The 25,704-nt window shown below is 59.8% G+C and carries 20 protein-coding genes, 2 pseudogenes and 2 riboswitches; of the genes and pseudogenes, 10 read left to right on the forward strand and 12 right to left on the reverse strand.

The window, feature by feature from the left end; translation table 11 throughout:
* Nucleotides 1-10 precede the first annotated feature (10 nt).
* Both ilvA and yiaY read left to right on the forward strand, forming a co-directional pair.
* Complete coding sequence (ilvA, locus tag AB7M23_RS17670; RefSeq protein WP_454241521.1) at nt 11-1,573, forward strand: threonine ammonia-lyase, biosynthetic; 1,563 nt, start codon at nt 11-13, stop codon at nt 1,571-1,573.
* Nucleotides 1,574-1,657: 84 nt separating this feature from the next.
* Nucleotides 1,658-2,806 carry an L-threonine dehydrogenase gene (gene yiaY / locus AB7M23_RS17675; RefSeq protein ID WP_454241522.1) on the forward strand — a complete coding sequence of 383 codons (1,149 nt, stop codon included), beginning with the start codon at nt 1,658-1,660 and terminating at the stop codon, nt 2,804-2,806.
* Nucleotides 2,807-3,271: 465 nt separating this feature from the next.
* Here the strand turns inward: yiaY and AB7M23_RS17680 are convergent, their stop codons facing one another.
* The 3 genes from AB7M23_RS17680 to AB7M23_RS17690 form a co-directional block, all read right to left on the reverse strand.
* Entirely contained in the window at nt 3,272-3,985 is a 714-nt protein-coding gene (locus AB7M23_RS17680; protein WP_454241523.1) for a DUF4225 domain-containing protein, read from the reverse strand.
* Between the two features lie 349 nt (nt 3,986-4,334).
* A complete protein-coding gene (locus AB7M23_RS17685; protein ID WP_102052304.1) occupies nt 4,335-5,687 on the reverse strand; it encodes a GntP family permease in 1,353 nt (450 codons plus the stop codon).
* Nucleotides 5,688-5,786: 99 nt separating this feature from the next.
* Nucleotides 5,787-6,326, reverse strand: a complete 540-nt coding sequence (locus tag AB7M23_RS17690; protein ID WP_102052305.1) for a gluconokinase — start codon at nt 6,324-6,326, stop codon at nt 5,787-5,789.
* A gap of 205 nt (nt 6,327-6,531) precedes the next feature.
* On the opposite strand from AB7M23_RS17690, the gene gntR reads away from it, so the two are divergent.
* The 3 genes and pseudogenes from gntR to AB7M23_RS17705 form a co-directional block, all read left to right on the forward strand.
* Nucleotides 6,532-7,551, forward strand: coding sequence for an HTH-type transcriptional regulator GntR (gene gntR / locus AB7M23_RS17695; RefSeq protein WP_454241524.1), 1,020 nt, complete (start codon nt 6,532-6,534; stop codon nt 7,549-7,551).
* 193 nt (nt 7,552-7,744) lie between these two features.
* Nucleotides 7,745-8,428 (forward strand): annotated as a pseudogene (locus AB7M23_RS17700) (PAS domain-containing protein); the annotation flags it as partial.
* Between the two features lie 114 nt (nt 8,429-8,542).
* Nucleotides 8,543-8,965: pseudogene (locus AB7M23_RS17705) on the forward strand (methyl-accepting chemotaxis protein); the annotation flags it as partial.
* A gap of 2 nt (nt 8,966-8,967) precedes the next feature.
* Here the strand turns inward: AB7M23_RS17705 and AB7M23_RS17710 are convergent.
* The 7 genes from AB7M23_RS17710 to AB7M23_RS17740 all read right to left on the reverse strand — a co-directional run bounded on the left by AB7M23_RS17710 (nt 8,968) and on the right by AB7M23_RS17740 (nt 15,559).
* A complete protein-coding gene (locus AB7M23_RS17710; protein ID WP_454241525.1) occupies nt 8,968-12,297 on the reverse strand; it encodes a transporter substrate-binding domain-containing protein in 3,330 nt (1,109 codons plus the stop codon).
* On the reverse strand, nt 12,294-12,902 hold the full coding sequence (locus AB7M23_RS17715; RefSeq protein WP_454241526.1) for a response regulator: 609 nt from the start codon (nt 12,900-12,902) through the stop codon (nt 12,294-12,296). Before AB7M23_RS17715 ends, AB7M23_RS17710 begins: the two co-directional genes overlap by 4 nt.
* Nucleotides 12,903-13,156: 254 nt before the next feature.
* On the reverse strand, nt 13,157-13,411 hold the full coding sequence (locus tag AB7M23_RS17720) for a DUF1272 domain-containing protein (RefSeq protein ID WP_454241527.1): 255 nt from the start codon (nt 13,409-13,411) through the stop codon (nt 13,157-13,159).
* Nucleotides 13,412-13,458: 47 nt separating this feature from the next.
* On the reverse strand, nt 13,459-14,205 hold the full coding sequence (cobM, locus tag AB7M23_RS17725) for a precorrin-4 C(11)-methyltransferase (protein ID WP_099774775.1): 747 nt from the start codon (nt 14,203-14,205) through the stop codon (nt 13,459-13,461).
* Between the two features lie 39 nt (nt 14,206-14,244).
* The gene (locus AB7M23_RS17730; RefSeq protein WP_454241528.1) at nt 14,245-14,670 is read right to left on the reverse strand and encodes a cobalamin biosynthesis protein; all 426 of its coding nucleotides are present in this window, start codon (nt 14,668-14,670) and stop codon (nt 14,245-14,247) included.
* On the reverse strand, nt 14,670-15,359 hold the full coding sequence (locus tag AB7M23_RS17735) for a CbtA family protein (RefSeq protein WP_454241529.1): 690 nt from the start codon (nt 15,357-15,359) through the stop codon (nt 14,670-14,672). Before AB7M23_RS17735 ends, AB7M23_RS17730 begins: the two co-directional genes overlap by 1 nt.
* Nucleotides 15,360-15,370: 11 nt before the next feature.
* Entirely contained in the window at nt 15,371-15,559 is a 189-nt protein-coding gene (locus AB7M23_RS17740; protein WP_065758417.1) for a CbtB domain-containing protein, read from the reverse strand.
* 97 nt (nt 15,560-15,656) lie between these two features.
* Nucleotides 15,657-15,878, reverse strand: a riboswitch (cobalamin riboswitch).
* A 59-nt stretch (nt 15,879-15,937) separates the two neighbouring features.
* Nucleotides 15,938-16,137, forward strand: a riboswitch (cobalamin riboswitch).
* Nucleotides 16,138-16,235: 98 nt separating this feature from the next.
* On the opposite strand from AB7M23_RS17740, the gene cobW reads away from it, so the two are divergent.
* From cobW to AB7M23_RS17760, 4 genes are read left to right on the forward strand one after another with little or no spacing between them, the layout of a single operon-like run.
* Nucleotides 16,236-17,303: a cobalamin biosynthesis protein CobW gene (cobW, locus tag AB7M23_RS17745; protein ID WP_065758418.1), complete on the forward strand. Its 1,068-nt coding sequence runs from the start codon at nt 16,236-16,238 to the stop codon at nt 17,301-17,303.
* A 3-nt stretch (nt 17,304-17,306) separates the two neighbouring features.
* Nucleotides 17,307-21,068 (forward strand): cobaltochelatase subunit CobN, encoded by a 3,762-nt coding sequence (gene cobN / locus AB7M23_RS17750; protein ID WP_454241530.1) that lies wholly within the window; start codon nt 17,307-17,309, stop codon nt 21,066-21,068.
* Between the two features lies 1 nt (nt 21,069).
* A complete protein-coding gene (locus AB7M23_RS17755) occupies nt 21,070-22,071 on the forward strand; it encodes an ATP-binding protein (RefSeq protein WP_454241531.1) in 1,002 nt (333 codons plus the stop codon).
* 53 nt (nt 22,072-22,124) lie between these two features.
* Nucleotides 22,125-22,736 carry a vWA domain-containing protein gene (locus AB7M23_RS17760; protein WP_371917202.1) on the forward strand — a complete coding sequence of 204 codons (612 nt, stop codon included), beginning with the start codon at nt 22,125-22,127 and terminating at the stop codon, nt 22,734-22,736.
* Between the two features lie 118 nt (nt 22,737-22,854).
* Here the strand turns inward: AB7M23_RS17760 and AB7M23_RS17765 are convergent, their stop codons facing one another.
* Nucleotides 22,855-23,121, reverse strand: a complete 267-nt coding sequence (locus tag AB7M23_RS17765; RefSeq protein WP_454241532.1) for a hypothetical protein — start codon at nt 23,119-23,121, stop codon at nt 22,855-22,857.
* Nucleotides 23,122-23,434: 313 nt separating this feature from the next.
* Here AB7M23_RS17765 and AB7M23_RS17770 point away from each other — a divergent pair, with 313 nt between their 5' ends.
* Nucleotides 23,435-24,760, forward strand: coding sequence for a sigma 54-interacting transcriptional regulator (locus AB7M23_RS17770; protein ID WP_454241533.1), 1,326 nt, complete (start codon nt 23,435-23,437; stop codon nt 24,758-24,760).
* Here the strand turns inward: AB7M23_RS17770 and AB7M23_RS17775 are convergent.
* Nucleotides 24,713-25,690, reverse strand: coding sequence for a site-specific integrase (locus AB7M23_RS17775; RefSeq protein ID WP_454241534.1), 978 nt, complete (start codon nt 25,688-25,690; stop codon nt 24,713-24,715). The genes AB7M23_RS17770 and AB7M23_RS17775 overlap by 48 nt on opposite strands.
* Nucleotides 25,691-25,704: the final 14 nt, after the last annotated feature.

A 25,704-nucleotide genomic window follows, 5' to 3' on the forward strand; every position in this document is an offset into this window, starting at 1 on the left:
GGAGTCACCGATGACCAGCCTTACCGCTTGCCCCAGCGTACCCACCGTCTTGACCACGATGCTGTCGGACTATGTGCGCAGGATTCTTGCCGCACCGGTGTATGACCTGGCCATTGAAACACCACTGCAATCGGCCCGTGCACTATCGGCTGCCTTGGGCAACGAGGTGTTGCTCAAGCGTGAAGACCTGCAGCCCACCTTTTCCTTCAAGATCCGTGGCGCGTATACCCGACTGAGTGCCTTGACTGCCGCCCAGCGCGCCTGTGGCGTGGTCACTGCGTCGGCAGGCAATCATGCTCAAGGCGTTGCCTTGGCGGCCCGCGAGTTGGCCATGACCGCCACCATCGTAATGCCAACCACCACCCCTGAACTGAAGGTCGAAGGTGTGCGCTCCCGTGGTGGCCACGTGGTGTTGCACGGTGACAGCTTCCCTCAAGCCCTGGCTCATGCGCTGACGTTGGCCGACACCGAGGGCATGACCTTTGTGCCGCCCTTCGATGACCCGGACGTCATTGCCGGGCAGGGCACTGTCGCCATGGAAATCCTTCGTCAGCAGCCTGGCAACCTGGATGCGATCTTTGTGCCGGTCGGTGGTGGTGGGTTGATCGCGGGGATCGCGGCGTATGTGAAGTACCTGCGTCCGCAGGTCAAGGTCATTGGTGTCGAGCCGGCGGACTCCAACTGCCTGCAAGCGGCCATGGCGGCCGGGGAGCGGGTGGTACTGTCACAGGTCGGCAGTTTCGCTGACGGTGTGGCCGTGGCGCAGATCGGTGCGCATTGTTTTGACGTGTGCCGTCACTTCGTGGATGAGGTGATCACTGTTGGCAACGATGAAATCTGCGCGGCGATCAAGGATATCTACGATGACACCCGTTCGATCACCGAACCATCGGGCGCATTGGCCGTCGCCGGCATCAAGCGGTATGTGGCATCGCGCGGTGTGAAGGGGCAGACGCTGGTGGCCATCGACTCGGGGGCCAACGTCAACTTCGACCGACTGCGTCACGTAGCCGAGCGCGCAGAACTGGGGGAGCAACGTGAAGCGATCATCGCGGTGACCATCCCGGAACAACCGGGCAGCTTCAGGGCGTTTTGCCAGGCACTGGGCAAGCGTCAGATCACCGAATTCAATTACCGCTATTACCCCGGCAAGGAGGCTCGCCTGTTCGTGGGCGTACAAACCCACCCCCAGCGGGATCCTCGTGCGCAGTTGTTGGCGAGCCTGCGTGATCAGGGCTACAGCGTGCTCGACCTGACGGATAACGAACTGGCCAAGCTACACATTCGTCACACGGTTGGCGGCCATGCTGGCCCCAGTGCCAACGAACGGGTCCTGCGCTTTGAGTTTCCAGAGCGCCCAGGCGCCTTGCTGGCGTTCCTTGAACGGCTGGGCAAGCGCTGGAACATCAGCCTGTTTCACTACCGTAACCACGGTGCGGCTGAGGCCCGGGTATTTACCGCTCTTGAAGTGCCAGAAGAGGAGCGTGCCGAGTTACCCGCGATGCTGGACGCCATAGGCTATCGCTACTGGGACGAAACGGATAATCCGGCCTACCAGTTGTTTCTGGGTTAAGCCCAGCGTTGCCTCAGATCAACACGCCGTTCAGCCTACAGGTAGATCCTGAGTGCAATCGCACATTGCATGAGGGATCGGACCATGAGCAGTACGTTTTTCATTCCAGCGGTCAACATCATGGGCATCGATTGCCTGGCAGAGGCAATGGATGCCATTGCCGGCTACGGTTTTCGCAAGGCCTTGATCGTCACCGATAGCGGCCTGGCCAAGGCCGGTGTTGCCGACAGGATTTCCGAGCAGCTGGCGGTGCGCGACATCGATGCCGCCATTTTTGACGGTGCCAAACCCAACCCCAGCATCGCCAATGTTGAGCAAGGGCTGGCCCTGCTGCAGCGTGAGCGCTGTGACTTTGTCATTTCATTGGGCGGTGGTTCGCCCCATGACTGTGCCAAGGGCATCGCGCTGTGTGCCACCAACGGCGGGCATATCCGTGACTACGAAGGTGTCGACCGTTCAGCCAAGCCGCAATTGCCACTGATTGCGATCAACACCACCGCCGGCACCGCCAGTGAAATGACTCGTTTCTGCATCATCACCGACGAGGCCCGCCACGTAAAAATGGCCATTGTCGACCGTAACGTGACACCGCTGTTGTCGGTCAACGACCCGGCGTTGATGGTGGCTATGCCGAAGTCACTGACCGCTGCAACCGGTATGGATGCGCTGACCCATGCGATTGAGGCGTATGTGTCGACGGCAGCCACGCCGATTACCGATGCCTGCGCGCTGAAAGCGATAGCGTTGATCAACGAGAACCTGCGTCAGGCCGTTAACGAAGGCTCCGACCTCAAGGCCCGCGAGAACATGGCCTATGCGCAGTTCCTGGCGGGCATGGCATTCAACAATGCCTCGCTGGGGTATGTGCATGCGATGGCTCATCAGTTGGGTGGCTTCTATGACTTGCCGCATGGCGTCTGTAATGCCGTGCTGCTGCCTCATGTACAGCGCTTCAACGCCAGCGTCAGTGCCACGCGCTTGCGCGATGTGGCCACGGCCATGGGTATCGAAACCAACGGCCTGACCCCGGAGCAGGGTAGTGATGCGGCCATCGCCGGGATCGTCAGCCTGGCACGGGCTATCGACATTCCGGTTGGCCTGGCGGTGCTCGGTGCCCGCGAAGAGGATATCCCGACGCTGGCGGCCAATGCGCTGAAAGACGCCTGCGGCCTGACCAACCCACGTCCGGCGAACCAGGCCGAGATTGAGGCCATCTTCAAGGCTGCGTTCTGATGTAACGCTGGCGCCGGTCAGCCCGGCGCCACGTTGTGGTCATTGGCAGCGGTTGCACGAAGTGAACTGCGACCACTGCGCAATCCTGCGCATGACCTGCAGGCGGATAACCAGAACGCTACCTTGAAATGTCCGCGTGGCCCGGTATTTATTACGAGTGAGGTTAGGCTCGTGAAAACCACCATTTGACTTTTCGTTTAACAGGGAGCGCAAACAAATGAATGAATATACAAATAAACGCAATCCATCCAATAAAGGGGGGCTCTGAGGTTATCTCTGGTCGATGCCCCAGAAACAGGAAGTCATTATTTTGAAGTATCTCTATGTAAGGGATCACAAAAAAGCCATTAAATACCAGGCAGGAATAAAATTTGGCGTAGCTTAAATCGCTGCCAGATAGGTGTACCTTTAGTAGGTAGGCCGCACTAATCCCGAAAATGGCTAAGACAGGGAAGAACCACAAAATCATTTGCCAGGCTCTTGAAATGATTGCTTTACTGTCTGAAAGTCGGTATACGCTTCAAAAGCCATCGCGCCAGTGCCCATGCCGTTATAGGAGCGCATATAGTCTGTCCTGATGTATCTAAATAAGCGCCAGGCATCCGGCTTTAATACGTATCGACCGAGGGCATATGCAGACAGCCCTAAATCGGCCGAACCATAGGCTATGTTCCCTTCAAGATGACCATAACCAACTGCTGTTGCTGCTATGTGATATCCCTTCCTGATTGGACCTTCGGTGTCCGTACGATCGTCTAAAAGATTGCGCCCGTTTTCATAAACGTTGTTTGCTCCATGGGCTATCATCGGCACACCCGCCAAGAGACATAGCGTACCGGCTGAGCCATAGCATATCCCTGCGCCTGTTATAATCTGCATTGCCCCGGCGATTGTGCCGGCGCCTTTTTTTGCAGCCTCCCATGACTGACTCAGCAAGCTGCTCTGTTCATTTTTTATAGCTGCCAGACCTTGTTCAGGGCTCTTTTTGCCCTGTGCAACATCATTAACAATGCTTCTTGCGTAGTAAGATACCTCGCGGGTAAATTGCAAGCGCAATGTGCCATCTTCAATGTGGCGGGCGCCTAATGTGCAGGCTTGATTAGTCAAGTTGCCAGCGGCCTTGCTTACAGCCCAGTAATCGCAGCTGTTTGGCTTGCAATTATTCTTTAACTGACCCATTCGTTACATCCCCATGAACGGTACTCGCCGAACGGTAAAATTCGCTAGAAGTTAGCAGTGCGGTTTGTTTCTTCTCTAGCCCTGTCGGTGATCGGCATATAATCGTGGTTCGCCATACCTACCACTCCTTTTAATCAGCTGAACATCCTATTCCAAGGGTTTCAGATGCGCTGTAGGGAGTTTCCGAAAAGCTATCCGAAATTATGTCGCAATGCGGTCTAGCGGCTCGGTAAACGAAACCGTCCGGTGTATGTCTACGGACACGCCACGAACCAGGCCGAGATTGAAGCCATCTTTGAGGCTGCGTTCTGATGTAAAGCTGGCGCCGGGCTGACCGGCGCCACGTTGATCAAACCACCCACGACAGCAGCATGATGAAGATGATGCCGACCACGGAGAGGATGGTTTCCATCATGCTCCAGGTCTTGAACGTCTGCGCTACGGTCATGTTGAAGTACTGCTTCACCAGCCAGAACCCCGCATCGTTGACGTGAGACAGGATCAACGAGCCAGCCCCGGTGGCCAGTACTAGCAATTCGCGGTTCACTCCGGGAATCATCCCGATCACCGGCGCAACAATTCCGGCGCCTGTGATGGTTGCGACTGTCGCTGATCCTGTGGCGATGCGAATCACCGCCGCTACCAGCCACGCGAGCATGATCGGCGAAATCTGCGCCTGGACGGCCATCTGCCCGATGACATTGCCGACACCGGTATCGACCAGCATTTGCTTGAAGCCACCACCGGCGCCAACGATCAGCACGATGGCGGCAGTAGGGGCCAGGCTTTGGTCCAGCAGTTTCATGATCTGCTGGCGGTTGAACCCGCGGGCTGAGCCAAAGGTATAGAACGCCAGCAACAGTGCGGCGAGCAGGGCGGTGATCGGGTGTCCGATCAGGTCCATCCACTGGCGGAAGATATGCTCGGCGGGCAGCACAACGTCGGCGAAGGTTTTCAGCAGCATCAGGAACACCGGCAGCAGCACGGTCATCAGCGTCACGCTGAAGCTCGGCAGGTTCTGCTGATCGGACTCACGCGCAATCTGCTCCATCAATGCCTGTGAGGGTGAGCCTGGGATATAACGCGAGATGAAGTTGCCATACAGCGGGCCAGCGATGATGGCGGTCGGCAGGGCAACGATCAGTCCGTAGAAAATCGTCTTGCCAATATCAGCATTGAAAATGCCAATCGCCAGCAGCGGACCTGGATGTGGCGGCACCAACCCGTGTACCACTGACAGGCCGGCGAGCAGCGGGATGCCGATCTTGATCAGCGACACACCGGAGCGTCGGGCAACGATGAACACCAGCGGGATGAGCAAGACGAAACCGATCTCGAAGAACAGCGGAATGCCCACCAGAAAGGCCGCGAACATCATGGCCCAATGGACGTACCGTTTGCCGAACGCACGGATCAGTGTCTGTGCGATCTGGTCGGCCCCGCCAGAGTCGGCCATCAGTTTGCCGAGCATGGTACCCAGTGCCAGGACAATACCGACGAAACCGAGCACACCGCCGAAACCGTCTTGAAATGACTTCATCACCTTGGCCACCGGCATGCCGGAGGTCAGGCCGAGGAAACCGGCAGCCAGTGTCAGGGCGACGAAGGGGTGGACTTTAAAGTAGGTAATCAGCAGCACCAGGCCGATGATGGTGAGCAGGGCGTCCAATAGCAGGTACGTGTCAGTTGCCAGTCCGAACATGGTTCAGAGCCTCATATTGTCTTTATTTTGGGCAGTATGGGTGGTGCTTGAAATGCCTGAGATAGCGCTATCTTTGGTGAACCGAAAAATCAGCCGTGGTCAGGCTGTTTGCGCCAGTACCGACTCACCGCAGGGCTTTAGCCATTGGTCCACCCTGGTTGCCAACTGATCGACCGGCAAGGTGGCATCCAGCACTAGTGTCAGCGGCTCGTCATGGGGGGCTTCAAGCGCTGCGAACTGGCTGTCGATCAGGCTGGCGGGCATGAAATGCCCCGGACGGGCGCGGACGCGCCGGGTGGCTTCTTCAGGGGACAATTCGAGGAAGACGAAACACAACGCCGGCACGGCATCACGCAAGGTCTGCCGGTAACGTTGCTTGAGGGCCGAGCAGGTGAGAATAGGGCGCTCGCCCGCGGCGATCGTAGCCTGCAGCTCTTCAGCCAGGCGTATCAACCAACCGGCGCGGTCGTGGTCGTCGAGTGGAATGCCTGCGCTCATTTTTTCGATGTTGGCGGCTGGATGAAAGGCATCGCCTTCGATCAAGTGCCCACCACTGCGTTCGGCAATAGCTGAACCAATGCGGCTCTTGCCGCATCCAGCTACACCCATTACCACTATCGCGGCCTGGGAAGTGTTCATCGGTACCTCCTGCAGAGCAAGATAGCGCTGTCTTTTGCCGGTAGAAAGATTGGCTCGGACGCTACCTGCCCAGATGTTATTGATTTTGTATTAGCAGTCTGGGTGTTCCTTGCAGCACGCACGCAGTTTTGCATTGCCTGACGCATGAGACAGCGCTACCTTAGTGCTCGTTCCCCATTCTTTGCAAGACAAAAATATCAGGCCCATGACCCGAATCGGCTCCCGCACTACCGGTCGTCCCACCCTGGCAGAAGTGGCCAGGCTTTCCGGGGTTTCCCCGATCACAGCGTCCCGCGCATTGCGCGGTGTCAGTACGGTTGCCCCGGAGCTGGTAGAAAAAGTCCAGGTGGCCGCGGCGACACTGGGCTATGTCGCCAACCCGGCTGCGCGTGCGTTGGCTTCGGCGCAAAGCCAGTCGGTGGTCGTGCTGATTCCGTCGTTGTCCAACCACTTGTTCATCGACACGCTCGAAGCGATCCATGAGGTCATGCGCCCGCGCGGGTTGGAGGTACTGATCGGTAACTACCACTACGACCTTGCCGAAGAGGAGAACCTGATCCGCAACTACCTGGCCTATCAACCCTGCGGCATTCTGCTGACTGGCTTCGATCGCACCGAGGCAGCGCAGCGGATGTTGAGCGCCAGTGCTGTGCCCTGCGTACACATGATGGAACTTGGCAACGCAGAAGGGGTGATCTCGGTAGGGTTCTCCCAGCGCGACGCTGGCCGCGCTGCCGCGCAACACCTGTTGGCCCGGGGGCGACGCAGGCTGGGCTTTATCGCCGCACAGCTGGATCCTCGTGTCATGCAGCGGGCTGAAGGTTTTCGAGAGGCGTTGGCCGAAGCGGGGCTGCAAGCGCCGGAGCTGGAGTTGCTGGCACCACAACCCTCATCCATTGGCCTGGGCAGTGAGCTGTTCAGCCAATTGATTGCCCAACACCCTGACCTCGACGGGATTTTCTTCTGTAACGACGACCTGGCGCAGGGTGCGATATTTCAAGCGTTGCGCCAGGGGATTTCAGTGCCAGAGCGTGTCGCGATGGTGGGGTTCAACGACTTGCCATCATCGGCTCACCTGGTACCCCGGTTGACCTCGATACGAACACCACGCGCCGCTGTCGGGCGTTGCGCGGCGCAAGCACTGCTGGCGGTGCTGGACGGCAAGAAAGGCGTGCAATCGGCACAGGACCTGGGCTTCGAGCTGGTTGTTCGCGAAAGCACCTGAGCCTGTGCTGAACGAATGCAGGGTGATGGCTTTTTGCTTGCGAGTGGCTAAGGGTAATCTATGCTCGGCAAAAAACGGCAAGGAGCTGAATGGCATGTTTGATTCTCATCGTAAGGCCGATCTTGCAGAAATCGAGCGGTGTAATCGGGCATTGGCTGATGCAAACGGGAAGTTGACCGCTATCAGCCAATCCATGGCGATCATCGAGTTCAGCCCGGACGGGGTGATACTCGAGGCCAACGACAACTTTTGCCTCACTATGGGCTACACCCTTGAGGAAATACGCGGCAAGCATCACCGTATCTTCTGCGAAGAAACGTTCGCCAAGAGTGAAGCCTATCGCCAGTTCTGGCGTGACCTGGCCCATGGCAACCCCTTGAGCGGCACCTTTGCGCGGTTGACCAAGGCCGGGCAGGAGGTTTGGCTTGAAGCCAGCTATATGCCGGTATTCGACGCTGACCGACATCTGACCCGTATCATCAAGGTGGCCTCGAACGTCACCCAACGGGTGACCCAGGAGCACGAGGCCAAGAGCCTGATAAATGCTATCAGCCGCTCCATGGCGGTCATCGAGTTTACCCCCGAAGGCAGGGTGATCCATGCCAACGAAAACTTCCTCACGACCATGGGTTATCGTCTGGACGAAGTGGTCGGTCGGCACCATGGCCTGTTTTGCCTGCCACGTGAGCGCGAGTCGGCAACTTACCGGGAGTTCTGGGCCTCGCTGAACCGTGGCGAATACCATTCGCACCGTTTTGAACGGGTCAACAAACGGGGGCAGGTTGTGTACCTGGAGGCGTCCTACAATCCGATCTTCGATACCAAGGGACGGTTGTACAAAGTGGTCAAGTTCGCCCGCGACATCACGGCCCAGGTCAGTACCCAGCAGTCTGCAGCGGAGGCCGCTCATGCGACCTCATTGCAAAACGATGCCTGTGCGCGAAAAGGTTCACAGGTCGTCCAGCAGGCGGTTCACGTGATCGAAGAGATCTCCGAAGAGCTCAACGCGGCTGCGCGCAACCTTGATGCCGTCAGCCAGCAATCCAAACTGATTGCGCAGATCGTCCAGACCATTGGCGGTATCGCCGACCAGACCAACCTGCTGGCACTCAATGCGGCCATCGAAGCCGCGCGTGCAGGCGATCATGGCCGTGGATTCGCGGTAGTTGCCGACGAGGTACGTAGCCTGGCTTCACGGACCAGCAAGGCCACGTTGGAGATCGTCGATGTCGTGCAGCAGAATCAAGACCTGTCGCTGAACGCAGTGGCGAGCATGCAGTCGAGCCTGTCTCGCACCGGGCGTGGTGTTGAGCTGGCAAACGAGGCGGGTGAGGTGATTCTGGAGATCCAGCAAGGCTCGCAGCATGTGGTCGATGCAATCAGTCAGATCAACTCGACACTCATGCTGAAGTGAGCCTAGTGGGTTGGGGTGCGTTGATTCAAATGCGCATCCAGGTCGGTCATGCTCTTTTCCAGTTTCAGGATCAGGGCGTGCAGTTCCTGTTGCGAGGGTTTTCCGGCGCAGGCCTGCTCTAGGGCTTCACAACACTGCACGACGCCGCGGGCCTTGAGCATTTTGGCCCCCCCTTTGATCCGATGCGCCAGTGCACGCACATCCTGATGCGTGGGAGAAGCGCCAAGTGACTGCAGTGCCTCAAGGTCTTTGGCGTTGCTCTCTGCCAGTTCCCCCAACAGGCGTGTGATCAGTTTCGGATCGCCCAGTGTCAGGTAGCGCAGGTTGTCGATATCGAAGCCGCTGCTGTCTGCGCTGGATGCGCTGTCTACAGGGCCAAGGCCACTTGCAGGTGCAGGATCGGCTTGAGGGCCGGCCCCGGCTGTCTGCAACTGGCGGCGCAACTCGTTCAGGCCGATGGGTTTGAACAGGCAGTCATTCATGCCGGAGGCCAGGCAGCGTTCTCGCTCTTCAGCTTGGGCATTGGCGGTCAGGCCGAGGATCAAGCAGGGGGGCAGGTTGTTCTCGGCTTCTGCACTGCGAATACGCCGGGTCAGTTCATGCCCGTCCATGATGGGCATGTTGCAGTCGCTGATAACTACATCGAAACGCTGGTTCTGCCATGCTTGTAACGCACGGCTGCCGTCATCCGCCAGGGTGACATCATGCCCCAGCACGCTCAGTTGCTTTTCAAGCAGCATCAGGTTGGCGGGGTAGTCGTCGACGACCAGAATGCTCAGCTTCGGACTGATGCCGTTCTGCGGCGCGTCCTCGGTTGGCAGGGTTGCCACGCTACTGGGGTCTATTCGTGGCAGGTAAAGCTCAATACAGATCCGGGTGCCTTGGCCAAGTGTGCTGTGCAACGTCAGGCGCCCACCCATGAGTTCACACAGTGTGCGGCTGATCACTAGCCCCAGCCCGGTACCTTGCTGGGAGCGCTGATGACTGGCTTGCACAAAGGGGCTGAACAAGCGGGCCTGGTCTTCGAGGCTGATGCCGACACCGGTGTCTTCCACGTCAAGCTGCAGGTCCATGTGCGGGTCTGAAGAGGTGCTGTCAGCGCGCAGGCTGACGGTGACATGGCCGTGTTCGGTGAACTTGATGGCATTGCTCAACAGGTTCGACAGTACCTGCCGGAAACGCAGGGGGTCGATCAATACCAGGCCGGGCAAGGGCCTTTGCAAGTCGGATCGCAACGTCAGCCCCTTGAGCCTTGCACTGCCTTCATGCATGCGCACGGTCGCGTCAATCACGGCCAGCAGGTCGGTCGGCTGAGGTGTCAGGGTCATGTGCCCTGACTCGATCCGGGCGATGTCAAGAATATCGCCGATCAGTTCCAGCAGGCCATTGGCAGCATCAGAGGCAACCTTCAGTGAAGCGGGGTCTGCGCGGTCTTGTTCGGCATCGATGACGGCCAGCTCCAACAGGCCGATGACTGCGTTCATCGGCGTTCGGATCTCATGGCTCATGGTTGCCAGAAAGGTACTTTTGGCCCTGTTGGCTGAATCGGCCTGTTCTTTGGCTTCACGTAACTCTTTAAGCAAGCGTTTGCTGAAACCCAACTGTTCCTGCAGCGCCTGTTCGGCCTCGGTACGTTGTCGAATCAGTTTGCGCAGGTAGTGGTTCCAGAAAAAAATGGCGCCAATCACCAGGCCGGCGCCGATCAGAATCTGCAGGATCAGTGCACGGTAGTTCTGCCAACGGTCATTGCTGATCAGTGCATTGGTTCGCCAGCGGTTGGTCAACTGGACCATCTCGTCCGGGGGGATGCTCAGCAGCGCCTTGTTAAGAATCGAATGCAGAACCGTGGCATCGGGCGCGGTGGCGAAGGCGGCGGTAACCGGTGTATCACCCAGCGTTGCACAGATCCGCAGACTGTCCTTGAACAACCTGCGAGTGAAGTAGACGGCATTCAAGTGAGTGCTGATGGCGGCATCTGCCCGGCCTTGAGCGACGTACTCCATCAGCGCCATGGCATTGGGCGCCTCGACCAACTGAATATCCGGGTGCTGCTTCAACAACTGGTCCTTGAACGCATAGTCGCGCACCACCGCCAGGCGTCGGTCCTTGAGCTGCTCAAGGCTCTGCGGTGCATCCTCGCGCAGGCTGGTGACAATCACTTGGGGGTTGGCCAGGTAGGGGCGGGTAAAATTGAGCCGGGCTTGCCGGGACGGGCCATACATCAGCGCCCCTGCTATGTCAGCCTGGCCATGTTCAACCTGCTCGATGATTGCCGATACCGAGGGAGCATCTACAAATTCGAACCTCAAGCCGGTGCGTAATGTGATCTGCTCCAGCAAGTCAACGGTGATACCGCGAAAGTGCTGGTTGTCATCCATGAACGTAAGCGGCGCGTAGGTGCTGTTCACTGCAACCCGTGCGATGGGGTGTTGTTCAATCCAGGCACGCTCAGTCGCATTCAGCGATGACGCTTCGCGGTTGAGCAGGATGCTCGCGTTACCACTGCTCCAGCGGCGCAGTACGTTCAGGCGGTCGCTGTCAGCGATATTGCCCAGGGCCTGGTTGACCAGGCGTAGCAAGGTCTGATTGTCGCGGGACAGCGCGAAGGAAAAACTGCTTCGATCATTTTTGACAAAATGCGAGATCCGCAAGCTGTCTTGAAAGTACCGGCCAATCAGATAGTCAGAACTGACGACATCACCGAAATAGGCCTCGGCCTGGCCCAAGGCCACGGCAGAAAGGGCGCTCAGGGTCGAGTTATAGAGTTGCAAGCGGGCAGCAGGGTAAAGCTGGCGAACCTCGGCCTCTGGCAGGTAGTGGTCCACCATGGCCAATGTCACGTTTGCCAGTGGGTCCTCTGCACTGCGGGGTTTGCCCAGTGGGGTGACAATGATGGGCTGGTCGTCGGCATACGGCTGACTCAGGATCAGCGTAGTGTCTGCCGCCTCATAGCCGTTGGCGCTGCCCAGCAGGTCGATGCGGCCTGCATCCAGGGCGGCGATGGCCTCACGGCGGCTTGAGAAACGTTGCACTTCAATCGGAATTTTCAACTGCTCGCCGAGCAGGCCTGCGTAATCGGCAGTCAGGCCCTCATAGTCGGTCTGGCTGAGGTTGATGTCGAACGGAGGGTAGTCCGGCGCCGAGGTGCCCAATACCAGCGTGCGCTTGTCTTTCAACCACTGACGGTCATCCTCCGACAGCGACAAGGGTTTACTGCTGCTCAAGGAGCGGGCGAGCAGCGTGCGCGGTTCGCCCTGGCTATCAGCGAAGGTGTGACTGGCTGTCAGCAATACCAGACAGCAGGCCAGAAGGGCCAGCCTCGGGCGCTTCATAGCATATTACGGTTGGCCAGATCGACCATTTCGACCAGCGAATTGACCTGTAGCTTCTCCATGATTCGGGTTTTGTAGGTACTGATGGTCTTTGGGCTGAGCTGAATGTCGTCAGCGATATCTTTGTTGGAGCGGCCTTTGGCGAGCAAGCGCAGCACGACCATTTCTTGAGCGGACAACTCTTCCAGGCGCTGCTTCTCAGTGCTCATCGGGCCGCGCAAGGACATGTCAGGGAAGTAGGAGTAACCGGACACAACCGCTTTCAAGGCCGCCATCAGGGAGTCGGCCGTCTCTTCCTTTTGAACAAAGGCGGAAGCACCTGCATCCAGGCACCTTCGGGCGTACAGCTCTGCTGCCTGTCCGGTGTACACCACAATGCGCGGCGGCTGATCCGCTTTCAGCAGACGCTGGATCACACTCAGGCCATCACGGCGTGGCAGCCCAAGGTCAAGAATGACAACGTCGGGTTTGAGCTTTTCAACCAACTGAATAGATTCTGCGCCGTCGCCGCACTCGCCCAGGACCTGGTGCCGCTGCTGTTCCAGCAGCATCTTCAAGCCAATACGAATAGTGGGGTGATCGTCGACGATTAAGACCTTCGCCATGCGCAACTCCTTGTCGTGAATGTGGGCCTTTTCTTGATTCTCTCAGGAAGGCGCGCCAGGCCGTTGTCGGCAAGCAGCGTACGATACGCAGAATAATAGCCAATGAGTATGGAGAGTATAGGAGCGTAGAAAAATATAGGTTGTTTAAGTGAAAAATCCTACGATCAAGGTGAAGCATGCCTAACTGCTATTGGAAAAACCGGAATCGCGGCCTCATATGAAGACGCGTTTCGGTGTGTCCTGCAGTTGAGAGGCTACTTGCTCGAGCGGGTTGGACAGCCGCTTTCCTTGACGATGCGTTGTTTCGAAGCAGGGTTGCGCACTAATGCTGCACCAACTCGTGGCGGACGGGCCGTTAGTTGACCGCCACAGTTTGGGCAGAGGCCCTTCAATTCATTGTTGTTGCAGTCTCGACAATAAGTGCATTCGAAGGAGCAGATGAACGCGTCCTGGCTGTCGCCAGGCAGATCGGTACCACAGCATTCACAGTTGGGGCGCAGTTCAAGCATGGTCGACTCCTTCATACTCAGTGAGTGTGCTGTCGCACACAGGTCGTCTAAGGCCGGTAGAGGTGTGCGTGGCCGGCACGGTATAGCGCCGATTCGGCAAAGGCATCTGCTGCCAGTACCCGTCCTACCAGAATCAATGCAGTACGCCGGAAGCCTTTGGCCTGGACTTGCGTCAGGATATCGTCCAGCGTGCCTTTGACCCAGTCCTGGTCCGGCCAGGTCGCACGGTGCACGACCGCGATTGGACAGTCCCCGCCATAGTGGGGGCGCAATTCTTCGACAATCTTTGCCAGGTGCTGCACTCCCAAGTGTATGGCAAGCGTAGCCTTGTGTGCGGCCAGGCTGGCCAGTTCCTCGCCAGCGGGCATCGGCGATTTGTCGGCATAGCGCGTGAGGATGACGCTCTGCGAAACCTCTGGCAGGGTCAGCTCGCAACCGAGTAAAGCGGCACTGGCGGCAGCAGCGGTGACACCGGGAATGATCTCGAAGGGAATCGCCAGTTCGCGCAAATGGCGAATCTGCTCACCAATGGCCCCATACAGGCTCGGGTCGCCACTGTGTACCCGGGCCACATCCTGGCCTTTGGCATGGGCTTCACGCATGGCCTCGATAATTTGCGCCAGGTGAAGCTCAGCGCTGTTGATCACGGTTTCGGCACGGTGCCCTTCGAGCACGGCAGCGGGCACCAGGGATCCAGCATAGATAATGACCGGGCAGCGATGAATCAGGCGCTGGCCCTTGACGGTAATCAGCTCCGGGTCGCCGGGGCCGGCACCGATGAAATAGACGGTCATGGGGTGAATCCTGAAGGTAAGGTCGATGCGAGGCGCAGATTATCCGTCAAAGGACGCGCCGCAGGCCAATGCCAGGGTGGCATTAAGGCTGGCATGGCGTGGAACAAGGAGCTGTGCAGGCATTGAGCCGTAGTGCTCGGCCAATGCAAGTGCAGCACTTTCAGCGACGCTGTAACAGCCGCTGTGGGCGAAGGCGGTGAGCGAACGGTGGGTCAGGCGTGATTCAAAGGTGGCTAACTGGGCAGCGCTGAAAAACAGCAGTGGAATGCCGAGTTGAGCGGCGAGGGCATGCAGGCCGGCCTCCTCGCTTTTCAGTTCGATACTGGCAAGGCCAAGCAGGTTATCGTGGCTGAGGCCATGGGCCTGCAGGGTTTGATCCAGTAGATCGCTCAAGGCTGCCACCGAACAGCCTCGGCGACAGCCCAACCCGGCGAATACTCGCAACGGATTGGGCCGTTCAGGCATTACGCCTGGCTCTGGCGACGGTAGAGCCAACTGCTGATCAAGCCCAATGCCAGCCAGAAGGCAGCGTTGGTCAGCAGTGAGGCGAGTTTGAATTCGGCCTCCAGTGCTTCCGGAGCCAAGGCCTCATGCGCGTCTGGCTGTGGTGCACCGATTACATGAGGGATGACCAGCAGTACGGCGCCCAGTAACTTGAGCAAACCGTTGTTGGCGAATGCAATAAGCCCCAAGCCAATGGCGGTGGCCGCTGCAGTACCGATCCACCAGAATTGGCGTTGCGCCAGATCGGCCGCGGCCGTTCCTGGCAACTCCGCTGGCAAGCCCAGCGTGGGCGCCAGGCAGAACACCGCAAAGCCTGCCAGGCCCCACAGTACGCCTGCGGCCCAACCAGCAGGCGCACGCAAGGTATACAGCCCCGCCAGTACCAGGGCAAAACCGACGGCCACTACCAGGTTGCTACCGGTCGTGGCCAGCAGCCGTTGCCAGCCGTCTTCGGGGGCCCAGGCTTGCGCATCGTGATGATGTTCGGCGGTACCCGCATCATGGCTGTGGGTTTCGACTGCAGGCGCTGCACTCTCGTAGGCTTCCGCCTTGATAATCAGCGGGGTGACCCACAGGCTTTGCAGCAAGGTCAGCAGCAGGGCAGCGAGCAGGCCGGTGAAGCCGGCCGTGCGGACAATGTGCTTGATCATGGCGCTGTCCCTTAGTGGCAAGGAAACGCGGCGCTGTGACGGGTGTCATGGGCAGCGTTGTGAACCGCCTCGATGTGCGAAAAACCCGCGAAGTAAACCAGGCACAAGCCCAGCAGCGATGCGCCGATAGCGACGACCAGGCGCTGGCTGCGAGTGGTACTGATGGCGGCGGAGTGGCTGTGGGCGGTTGTGACGGGCATGGTGCTTTCCTCTGAGGGGTTATCAGCAGCAGGCATGCGCAAGAAACCCATGGGCGGACTCACCCAGAGGTTGCAACAGCGCCCGCCCACCGCGGGTTTGTCAATTCTGTACTGGGCCGGTCTCCGGGCTTGCGAGGGCTGGCACTGTGCTTAGCCTGGAGCGTCACCTTCCCATGCCGCGTTGCTGGCACAGTGGTCTAGACGCTTTCCTCGCTTACCGTTGCGGGGGCAGCACCGGCATTGTCGCGCGTAACTCAGGCCGCGACGCACCGGTTTCCCGTTTCACCTCGTTAAAGGCACCCAAACGAAGGAGGTAGCAAATCATGGGCGCAGGTGCGCGTCAATCACAACGACGGTTGACCGACCCTGAACGACTGCGTAGCCTTGCCGTTTCGAGGTTCTCCGGTCAGCCCGGAGCTAAGACGGGAACGCGGTTTAAGCCGCGGCTGCCCCCGCAACTGTAAGCGTTGCAAAGCCTGGCATTGCCACTGCGTAGTTTTGCGGGAAGGCGCCGGTGCCGCTGGTATGTTCGCCAGCACGACGCAAGCCAGGAGACCTGCCTCGGACAGTTTCCGACATTCAACCGGGCGGGGTGATCCGGTAGCGAACGCGCACGGGCACATGACCCCCGTGGTTTTCGTCGTGCCCGCCCGCCATTGCTGCCAAGGGCAACGACATGAAAACACTGGCAAAACTCCCCGTCACCATCGTCACCGGCTTTCTCGGCTCGGGCAAAACCACGCTGTTGCGGCATATGCTCGACAATGCACAGGGTCGCCGTATTGCAGTCATCGTCAATGAGTTTGGCGAGCTGGGCATCGACGGTGAAATCCTCAAGCAATGCAGCATCGGCTGTACTGAAGAAGAGGCGAGCGGCCGGGTGTACGAGCTTGCCAACGGCTGCCTGTGCTGCACCGTGCAGGAAGAGTTCTTCCCGGTCATGCGCGAGCTGGTGGCGCGTCGTGGCGACCTGGACCATATCCTCATCGAAACCAGTGGCCTGGCCCTGCCAAAGCCTCTGGTACAAGCCTTCCAGTGGCCGGAAATCCGTAACGCCTGCACGGTCGATGCGGTCATTACCGTGGTCGACAGCCCGGCCGTGGCTGCCGGTACGTTTGCGGCGTATCCGGACCAGGTGGATGCCCAGCGTAAACTCGACCCGAACCTGGACCACGAGTCCCCGCTGCATGAACTGTTTGCCGACCAGCTGGCCAGTGCCGATCTGGTGGTACTGAACAAGGCCGACCTGATCGAGGCGCATGCCTTGGCAGCGGTACGCGCCGAAGTGGCCGAAGAGCTGCCACCCGCGGTCAAAGTCGTCGAGGCCAGCAGTGGCCGTCTACCGCTTGAAGTCTTGCTCGGATTGGCTGCGGAATCGGAAGCGCACATTGACGGTCGTCGCACTCACCATGACAGCCATCATGACGGCGAAGACCATGATGATCATGACCACGACGCTTTCGACTCCATTTCGATTGAGCTGCCTGAATCCGACGAGAGCTTGCTGCTTGATGCCTTGACCCAACTGGTCGTACGTCACGGCATCCTCCGCGCCAAAGGCTTTGCAGCCATTCCGGGCAAGCCGATGCGCCTGCTGATCCAGGGTGTCGGTACGCGTTTCGACAAGCACTTCGATCGTGCCTGGCGCGCAGACGAGCCGCGCAGTACCCGTCTGGTACTGATCGGCCAGGCGCTGGATGGTGCGACACTGGAAGCTGAACTGCGTACAGCGCTGGGCGCCTGACCCATGCACCTGCTGCGGACCCAGCCCGGCGGCTTTGTGCCGGATGACAGTATTGCCGACTTGGGCCAGACACCCGCCGAGCTGGTTATTCTCTGCAGCGGTGATTCACACCTGGCACTGCTGGCCGAAACGGCCCGGCAATTGCCGGAGGATTATCCCAGCCTGCGTCTGGCCAACCCGATGCAGGTGCAGAATCATGCGTCGGTAGACCTGTATGTTGACCAGGTGCTGCGCCATGCCAAGGTCATTTTGGTGTCGCTACACGGCGGCATTGGGTATTGGCGTTATGGCGTCGAGCAGTTGGTGGCATTGGCTGCCCAAGGCGTGCAGTTGATCCTGGTGCCGGGGGATGACCGTCCGGATCCGGAGTTGAGCAGCCTTGGCAACGTGCCGGCGGCAGACGCGGAGCGGCTCTGGCACTTTCTGCGGCAGGGCGGCAAGGCCAACGCGCTGAACCTCTTCAAATGCATGGCCAATCAATGGCTTGGGCGTGACTACAGCTGGGATATCCCCCAGCAGCTGCCCCGCACGGTGGTGTATCACCCGCAGCGCGAGGCGGCGGTACTGGACGACTGGTTCGCTGACTGGGTAGCCAGTCAGCCGGTGGTGGCTGTCCTGTTCTACCGCTCGCACCTGCAAGCGGCCAATACAGCCTTTATCGATGTGTTCTGCGAGCGCATCCGCGCCGCAGGGCTCAACCCGCTGCCCATCGCGGTGGCGAGCCTCAAGGAAGCCGAGTGCCTGGCCCAAGTGGAAGCCTGGCTGGACCAGGTCGAGGCCGCGCTGGTCATCAATACAACCGGGTTTGCCCAGTCCAGCCCGCAAAAGCCCCACCTTCGGCCATTTCGCCGCGATATTCCGGTGCTGCAGGCCATTTGTGCCCAAGACAACGAACCCGGTTGGCAGGCCAGCGAGCAGGGCTTGGGCGCACGTGATCTGGCGATGCACATTGCCTTGCCGGAGCTCGATGGGCGCATCATCACCCGCCCGATCAGTTTCAAGGACCTGGCGTGGCGCAGTGAGCGCAGCCAGTCGGATGTTGTCTGTTACCGTGCACAGCCGGAGCGTATGGACTTCGTTGCAGAGCTCGCACGCCGCTGGTGTGAACTGGCGCAACTGCCCAATGCCCAGAAGCGTGTGGCCCTGGTGCTTGCCAACTACCCGACCCGTGACGGGCGAATTGGCAACGGGGTAGGGCTGGACACCCCGGCTGCAGCGCTGAACATTCTACGGGCCCTTCAGGGGCAGGGTTATCCGGTTGGCGCCTTGCCGGACACTGGCACGGCATTGATCCAGGCCCTGCTCGGCGGTGTCAGTAACGATCTGGAAAGCCTTGATCAGCGCCCTTGTGCGCAAAGCATGGCGCTGGAGGACTACCGCGCCGCATTCGCCGCGCTACCGGCGGCCAACCAGGCTGCCGTGCGGGAGCGTTGGGGTGAACCTGAGCAGGACCCGATGTTCCGCAGTGGGCGGATGATGATCGCCGGCCTGCGTTTTGGCCTGACCTTCGTCGGTATTCAGCCTGCGCGTGGTTACCAACTGGACGCCAGTGCGGTTTACCACGACCCCGACCTGGTACCGCCTCATGGCTATCTGGCCTTCTACTTCTGGTTGCGTCATGGCTTTGCCGCCGATGCACTGATTCATGTCGGCAAGCACGGCAATCTGGAGTGGTTGCCAGGCAAGGGTGTCGGTCTTTCAGCGCAGTGCTGGCCTGATGCACTGCTGGGCCCGCTGCCAAACATCTATCCGTTCATCGTCAATGACCCGGGTGAAGGCGCCCAGGCCAAGCGCCGGACTCAGGCGGTGATCATTGATCACCTGATGCCGCCCTTGACCCGTGCCGAAACCTACGGCCCGTTGCGCGACCTGGAATTGCTCGCCGACGAGTATTACGAAGCTCAACTGCTCGACCCACGCCGAGCCACTGAGTTGCAGCGCGATATCCTCGCGCTGGTTCGTGACAATCATATCGATCGCGAACTGCAGTTGGAAAACAGCCTGGATGACGCCGCCGTCTGGTTGCCAAGGCTGGATACGTACCTGTGCGACCTCAAAGAGTCGCAGATTCGTGACGGCCTGCATGTGTTCGGAGAATCGCCCCAGGGCCGCCTGCGCCTGGACACCTTGCAGGCATTGCTGCGGGTAGAGCGGGGCGATGGCCGTGGTCAGCATGCCAGCTTGCCAAGGGCGCTGGCCAAGGCATTTGCCTTGGGCGTCGATCCGCTGGATTGCGATTTGGGCGCCGCCTGGCAAGGCCCGCGTCCGCATCTGTTGAATGAGCTAAGTGCCGACCCTTGGCGTACGGCGGGTGACACCCGTGAGCGACTGGAACTGTACGCACTGCGCTTGATCGAGCAGGCCTTGGGCGGCGTCGTGAGCTTGCCGGAAGAACCCTCCTGGAACGATGTCCGGGCGATTCTAGAGGCGCTGGTACAAACCGTCGCACCGCAGCTGGATGCCTGTGGGCCGGCAGAAATGCAGGGCCTGCTCGATGCGCTGGATGGGCGATTCGTGCCGGCCGGCCCGAGCGGCGCACCGAGCCGGGGGCGGCTCGACGTACTGCCAACTGGCCGTAACTTCTATACCGTGGACGTGCGCAACCTGCCGACCACGACTGCCTGGCGCCTGGGCTTTGCCTCGGCCAACCTGATACTGGAGCGCCACCTGCAGGACCACGGCGACCACCTGCGTCAGCTCGGGTTGTCGGTGTGGGGTACGGCCACCATGCGCACGGGCGGGGACGACATTGCCCAAGCCATGGCGCTGATGGGCGTACGCCCGGTATGGGCCAGTGGCAGTCAGCGCGTCGATGACTTCGAGATTTTGCCGTTGAGCCTGCTCGACAGGCCTCGGGTTGATGTGACCTTGCGGGTTTCGGGCTTCTTTCGCGATGCTTTCGGCAACCTGATCAAACTGTTCGATGCCGCCGTACAAGCGGTTGCAGCGCTGGACGAACCGGACGACCTCAACCCGTTGGCCGCGCGCGTACGGGCCGAACAGGCGGAGTTGCTGGCAACCGGCGTCGAACCGGAGCGGGCGCGACGTCAGGCAGGTTGGCGGGTGTTCGGGGCCAAGCCCGGCTCATATGGTGCGGGTGTACAAAACGCGATCGATGGTCGGCAGTGGAATCGTCGCGAGGACCTGGCCGAGGTTTACCTGAACTACGGCGGTTATGCCTATGGTGGCGCAGACGAAGGTACGCCTGCTCGCGGTCATTTTGCCCGTCGCCTGAGCCAGGTTCAGGCCGTGCTGCAGAACCAGGACAACCACGAGCACGACTTACTCGACTCCAATGATTACTACCAGTTCCAGGGCGGCATGCTGGCCGCCGTGGAAAGCCTCGGTGGCGCATCGGTGGCCAGCTATCATGGCGATCACAGCCAGCCGGAACGGCCACGCATCCGCACCCTCAAGGAAGAGTTGAACCGCGTCATCCGCGCCAGGGCGTTGAACCCCAAGTGGATTGACGGGGTCAAGCGTCATGGCTACAAGGGTGCCTTCGAGTTGGCGGCGACCGTCGATAACCTGTTTGCATTTGATGCCACTACGCACCTGATCGACGATCATCATTATCAGGCGCTGGCCGACGCCTATGTACTGGATGGCGAAACCCGGGATTTTATCCGTCAGCACAACCCCGATGCCTTGCGCGATATGACCGAACGCCTGCTGGAAGCCCAGCAGCGGGGCCTCTGGCAAACACCAGGCGCCTATAAAGAGGCGCTTGAAGAACAGTTGCTGGACGGTGAAGAAGAGAACTGAAATGACTGAAGCTGCACATTTTCCTCTGGCTGCGGTGGTCGGTGCCGATGACCTGAAACTGGCATTGTGCCTGACTGCAATCGATCCGAAGATCGGTGGTGTCCTGATCGAAGGTCCGCGCGGCATGGCCAAAAGTACGCTGGCCCGAGGCCTGGCGGACCTGCTCGGCGAAGGACCATTCGTGACCTTGCCCTTGGGCGCGACAGAGGAGCGACTGGTCGGTACGCTCGATCTGGATGCCGCACTCGGCCAAGGACGCGCGCAGTTTTCACCGGGTGTTCTGGCCAAGGCCGACGGTGGCGTGCTCTATGTCGACGAAGTCAACCTGCTGGCCGACCATCTGGTCGACCTGTTGCTGGATGTCGCTGCCAGTGGCACCAACCGTATCGAGCGTGACGGTATCTCTCACCGCCACAGTGCCCGTTTCGTGTTGATTGGCACCATGAACCCGGAAGAGGGCGAACTGCGACCACAGCTGCTTGACCGTTTCGGGTTGAATGTCGCCCTGGAGGGCCAGCCACTGCCGCAAGCGCGTGGGCATATCATTCGCCGGCGCCTGGCGTTCGACAGCGACCCCGTTGCGTTCTGCGCGCAGTGGGAGGAGGCGCAAGCCGCGTTACGGCTGCGCTGCCATGAAGCACGTGAACGCTTGTCCGCCATTGCCCTGGACGATCAAGCCTTGGTGAACATTACCGAGCGCTGCTTTGCCGCGGGCGTCGATGGCCTGCGTGCCGATCTGGTCTGGTTACGTGCCGCGCGCGCCCATGCAGCGTGGCGCGGCGCTCAGCACATCAGCGAACAGGATATCGATGCGGTGGCGGAATTCGCCTTGCGCCATCGCCGTCGTGATCATGCGACCGATTCGCCGCAGCCACAACCGCCCAAGTCGACAGGCAGCAGCCAGGCACAAGCGCAGTCAGAGGGTCAGTGGGGGGAGTTGCCACCGCAGGCAACCGCGACTGGCGTTCGACGCGAGGCGCCCAGCTGGCCAAAAAAGCCCTGAGCATCCGCCCGCCCAAGCACATTGTGGCGGATGCAAGGCCACATGCCGGTCGATTGAAGCGAGGTGAGCGGGGCGCAGCCGTTGCCAGCAGGCAGGGACGCGTTGCCTGGCCTGCCACGCTGCTCAAAGGGCGTCCACGTCAGCGCCTGGACCTATGCTGGGTTCAGCGTAGCGCCTCACCCCATGAACTGTGGGTGGTGATCGTCGATGCCTCGGCTTCAACTCGCCGTTACAAGGCGTTGAGCCATGCCAAAGGCTTGTTGGCCGAGTTCTTCGATCAGGCCTATCGGCAACGGGCACGCCTGGCACTGTTGACGGCCAGCGGCAAAGAGCCACGGTGGCAGCGTCAGGGGTTAAAAGCGTCGAGGGCGCTTGGCCCCTGGCTGGAAGCGCTGGGCGCTGGCGGTGGTACACCCTTGCTGGCGGCGCTGGAACAGGCCAGGCAGTGGTTGCTGCAGCGGGCCAAACGTTACCCGGACGAACAGCGGCGTTGCCTGATTCTGACCGACGGACGGCTTAGCGCCTGGCCAATGTTGCAAGCGTTACCCTGCACCAGTCTGTTGATTGACATGGAAATGGCGCCAGTACGCCTGGGGCGCGCTCGTCTGATGGCCGAACAACTACAGGCCGACTATCAACATATCGAGCAGTTCAAGCCGTTATAGGCCAGCCACTTAAGTGATGGCACTGATAATGCGGTTTGATATCACTGTTATAAGGCGCGTAATAAGTTCCTGCGTGGAAGTGCGTCAGAGTGACGCACTTCCACATTGACCTTACTGCTTATTCAGGCATCGACCATGGTTGTAGGTCGTAGCCTTTTTCGCTCAGTTCTGCCCGCACTTCTTCAATGAAATGCGCCAGTTGCGCCGGGTCGGAATAGGTACTGCTCGATACTTGCTTGCTGCCGATACGGGTGCTGGTCCGGTCGATCACCGCCAGGCTCAGCACGCCTGTACCGTTAGGTGAATCCCACGTTACGCATTGGAAGGGTTCAAACGCGTGAGTGGTGATTAGCAGTGCTTCGTTGACACGCAGCGAGGCGTTCATCGGGTCAGGTCCTCTCGTAATACCCAAACATTCATGGAGACCGCTACAGCGGTGAGTTACTTGTACTGATGCGCGCAGGGCTTGTTCAAGTCACATGCCTTATTAAAAAAAATCAGCGCGCTACGCTAACGTGTTGTTTTGCGGGTGTTGTTGGATATTCGGCGCCATAAAAAACTCCCGGCATCGCTTTCTTGCCAGCACCTGATGGACAAACGGTAGTGGGGACTGGACGGTTCGTTGCTACTGTTACAAACGGACTTGCCAACCTGCTGTTTTCACTGACTTTCCCAATAATTGACGTCAAGGATCGTTCATGCTCGAGCCCGCTCTGAGTCGCCGACTGTTGATTGTTGACCCCTGCGACGACTGCCATCGCCTGCTGCCTGGGTTGCGAAGTGTCGGCTGGGATGTCGATAGCTGTACGTTGGCGGCGGCCTCCGAGCAGCGCTGCGATGTGGGCTTGCTGCGCTTGCAGGCGTCGCACCTGCAGCACCCGGATGCCGTCAAGGATTTGATCAGTCGTAGCGGTACGGAATGGATTGCTGTGCTGAGTGCAGAGGAGTTGCGTACGCAGAATGTGGGGGATTTTGTCTGCGAATGGTTTTTTGACTTTCACACCCTGCCATTCGACGTCTCCCGGGTACAGGTCACGCTGGGACGTGCATTTGGTATGGCGCGCTTGCGCGGCAAAGGCGCGGTGCATGTGGGCGAGCCTGAGCACGAGTTGCTCGGCGACAGTCTGCCGATTCGTGAGTTACGCAAGTTACTCAGCAAGCTTGCGCCCACGGAGTCGCCGGTATTGATCCGTGGCGAAAGCGGCACGGGCAAGGAGCTAGTTGCACGCACGCTTCATCGCCAATCGCTGCGCCGAGATAAGCCCTTTGTGGCGATCAATTGCGGGGCGATCCCGGAGCATCTGATCCAGTCAGAGCTGTTTGGTCACGAGAAAGGCGCATTTACCGGCGCCCATCAGCGCAAGGTCGGCCGGATTGAGGCGGCCAATACCGGGACGCTGTTTCTCGACGAGATCGGCGACCTGCCGTTGGAGCTGCAGGCCAACCTGCTGCGCTTCCTTCAGGAAAAGCATATCGAGCGGGTTGGTGGCAGTCAGCCAATTCCTGTGGATGTAAGGGTCTTGGCGGCGACACACGTGGATCTGGAATCGGCGATCACCCGAGGACGGTTCCGGGAGGACCTGTACTATCGGCTCAATGTGCTGCAGGTGGTTACGGCGCCCCTGCGTGACCGGCATGGCGATCTGTCGATGCTGGCCAATCATTTTTCCCATTTCTACAGCCAGGAAACCGGCCGTCGCCCGCGCTCGTTCAGCGAGGATGCCTTGGCGGCCATGGGCAGGCACGATTGGCCGGGAAATGTGCGCGAGTTAGCCAACCGCGTGCGTCGAGGCCTGGTGCTGGCCGAAGGGCGGCAGATCGAAGCGCAGGACCTGGGCCTGCACGGGCTTGCCCTTGAGGTGGTTCCGATGGGCACGCTGGAGGACTACAAGCACCGTGCAGAGCGTCAGGCGCTGTGTGACGTGCTCAATCGCCACAGCGATAACCTGAGTGTTGCTGCGCGCGTGCTTGGCGTTTCACGCCCCACCTTCTATCGGCTGCTGCACAAGCATCAGATTCGCTGACGGGTCGCCACTGAGCATTGCCAGTTCTCCGAACGACGCCGAGGCATCGATGTAACGCATCGCGGACTTGGCGTCCTTCCAGCCCACATGACTCATCAGTGCTTTCAGGTCCCAGCCGCTGGCGGTCGCCCAAGTGGCGAAGCCGCGACGCAGCGAGTGGCCGGTGTAAAGCGCCGCGGGAACACCGCTGCGCTCGAAAATACGGCGTAACAGGCCGATCAGGCTGTTGCTGTTGAGCGCGTGCTCGCCGAGGTTCCCCCACCGGTCAAGTTTGCGGAACACCGGGCCGTAGGCAATCCCCGCAACCTCCAGCCAGCGCAGATAGGCTTGAACCGGGCAGAGCACCTTCAGTGCCGGCGCCTTATGGTGAACACCCAAGGCCAGGCGGTCGGCTTTGCTTTGCGGCAAGTAGATCGACAGGCCGGCACCTGCTTGCGCCTGAATGTGTTCGATGCGCAAACGTGCCAGTTCGTCCCCCCGAAAACCTTTCCAGAAGCCGAGCAGCAGCAGTGCGCTGTCGCGGCGAGCGCGTAACAGTCCGGGCATGTCCTGGCAGTGTTGCGCGTGCGTGGCCTCGCGCTCCAGGTGCGCGACCGCACCTTGCAGGTGTTGCAGCAGCAGGGGAGCTGCCTGCTTGGGCTGCGTGGGGTGCAAGCTGCGGATGCCTTTGATCATTTGGCGCACCAGCGGCGCTTTGGTCGGGTCGGCAAAGCCCTGGCTGGCATGCCATTGCCCTAGCGCGGCAAGGCGTTGCTTGAGGGTGTTGATGGAGTGCTCGCCCGCGTAGTCGGCCAGATAGCGGGCAATGCTTTCGGCGGTTGCCGGGAGAAAGCCGCCCCAGGTCACTTCGAAGTGTTCTACCGCCGCACGATAGCTACGCCGTGTGTTCTCGCGCACGGCGGCCTGTAGATAGCGATCGACGTTGTTCATTGCCCTTTCCTTGC

This window comes from Pseudomonas sp. HLS-6 TE3448 (assembly GCF_053629555.1).

Bases quoted from the DNA above. Each gene is read 5' to 3' on its own strand.
- cobW (WP_065758418.1), top strand. From the start codon at position 16,236: ATGAAAACACTGGCAAAACTCCCCGTCACCATCGTCACCGGCTTTCTC.
- AB7M23_RS17715 (WP_454241526.1), bottom strand. From the start codon at position 12,902: ATGGCGAAGGTCTTAATCGTCGACGATCACCCCACTATTCGTATTGGC.
- ilvA (WP_454241521.1), top strand. From the start codon at position 11: ATGACCAGCCTTACCGCTTGCCCCAGCGTACCCACCGTCTTGACCACG.
- gntR (WP_454241524.1), top strand. From the start codon at position 6,532: ATGACCCGAATCGGCTCCCGCACTACCGGTCGTCCCACCCTGGCAGAA.
- AB7M23_RS17765 (WP_454241532.1), bottom strand. From the start codon at position 23,121: ATGAACGCCTCGCTGCGTGTCAACGAAGCACTGCTAATCACCACTCAC.
- AB7M23_RS17770 (WP_454241533.1), top strand. From the start codon at position 23,435: ATGCTCGAGCCCGCTCTGAGTCGCCGACTGTTGATTGTTGACCCCTGC.
- cobN (WP_454241530.1), top strand. From the start codon at position 17,307: ATGCACCTGCTGCGGACCCAGCCCGGCGGCTTTGTGCCGGATGACAGT.
- AB7M23_RS17710 (WP_454241525.1), bottom strand. From the start codon at position 12,297: ATGAAGCGCCCGAGGCTGGCCCTTCTGGCCTGCTGTCTGGTATTGCTG.
- AB7M23_RS17685 (WP_102052304.1), bottom strand. From the start codon at position 5,687: ATGTTCGGACTGGCAACTGACACGTACCTGCTATTGGACGCCCTGCTC.
- AB7M23_RS17720 (WP_454241527.1), bottom strand. From the start codon at position 13,411: ATGCTTGAACTGCGCCCCAACTGTGAATGCTGTGGTACCGATCTGCCT.
- AB7M23_RS17775 (WP_454241534.1), bottom strand. From the start codon at position 25,690: ATGAACAACGTCGATCGCTATCTACAGGCCGCCGTGCGCGAGAACACA.
- AB7M23_RS17735 (WP_454241529.1), bottom strand. From the start codon at position 15,359: ATGATCAAGCACATTGTCCGCACGGCCGGCTTCACCGGCCTGCTCGCT.
- cobM (WP_099774775.1), bottom strand. From the start codon at position 14,205: ATGACCGTCTATTTCATCGGTGCCGGCCCCGGCGACCCGGAGCTGATT.
- AB7M23_RS17680 (WP_454241523.1), bottom strand. From the start codon at position 3,985: ATGGGTCAGTTAAAGAATAATTGCAAGCCAAACAGCTGCGATTACTGG.
- AB7M23_RS17730 (WP_454241528.1), bottom strand. From the start codon at position 14,670: ATGCCTGAACGGCCCAATCCGTTGCGAGTATTCGCCGGGTTGGGCTGT.
- yiaY (WP_454241522.1), top strand. From the start codon at position 1,658: ATGAGCAGTACGTTTTTCATTCCAGCGGTCAACATCATGGGCATCGAT.
- AB7M23_RS17740 (WP_065758417.1), bottom strand. From the start codon at position 15,559: ATGCCCGTCACAACCGCCCACAGCCACTCCGCCGCCATCAGTACCACT.
- AB7M23_RS17690 (WP_102052305.1), bottom strand. From the start codon at position 6,326: ATGAACACTTCCCAGGCCGCGATAGTGGTAATGGGTGTAGCTGGATGC.
- AB7M23_RS17755 (WP_454241531.1), top strand. From the start codon at position 21,070: ATGACTGAAGCTGCACATTTTCCTCTGGCTGCGGTGGTCGGTGCCGAT.